Annotated in this window: 1 pseudogene; it reads left to right on the top strand. The window is 78.7% G+C overall.

The features are described from left to right. Positions 1-27: 27 nt before the first annotated feature. Positions 28-761 (top strand): annotated as a pseudogene (locus ACWJ6R_RS37420) (FdrA family protein); the annotation flags it as partial.

Here is a 761-nt window from a genome sequence, read left to right as displayed (position 1 = left end):
GCCGGGGCCGAGGAGCCGCCGCGCACCGTGCGCGCCGCCGTCCGGGCGGCGGGCGGGGCCGCGACGCTGGCGCTGGTCTCCGTCCCGGGGCCGTACGCGTTCGCCGAGGCGATGGACGCGGTCGAGGCCGGGCTTTCGGTGATGGTCTTCAGCGACAACGTCCCCGTCGAACGGGAGGTGCTGCTCAAGCGGCGGGCCGCCGAGCGCGGCGTGCTGGTCATGGGACCGGACTGCGGCACCGCCGTGGTCGGCGGGACCGGCCTCGGGTTCGCCAACGTGCTCCGGCCCGGCCCGGTCGGGATCGTGGCCGCCTCGGGGACCGGCGCGCAGCAGGTGGCGTGCCTGCTGGATCTGGCGGGCGTGGGGGTGAGCCACGTGCTCGGCGTCGGCGGGCGCGACCTGTCGGCGCAGGTGGGCGGCCTGTCCACGCTCCGTGCCCTGGACGCGCTCGACGCCGATCCCGCGACCGAGCTGATCGTGCTGGTCTCCAAGCCGCCGGACGGGCAGGTGGCCGACGCCGTCCGGGAGGCGGCCGGCAGGCTCGCCACCCCGGTGGTGACCGCGTTCCTCGGCCGGACTTCCGGTCGCGGACCGGGCGACCTGACCTCGGCCGCCGAGGACGTGCTGCGGGCGCTGGGGGTGAAGGTCCCCGAGTGGCCGTCCTGGCCCGCCGCCGGACCGCCCGCTCCCTCGACGGACGGCGCGGCGGGTGGAGCCCCGGGCTGCCCGGCGGGCAGCGGCGGGGACGGCACGGCGGGCGA

It is taken from the genome of Planomonospora algeriensis, assembly GCF_977012225.1.
This window is presented reverse-complemented; position numbering and strand designations above follow the sequence as displayed.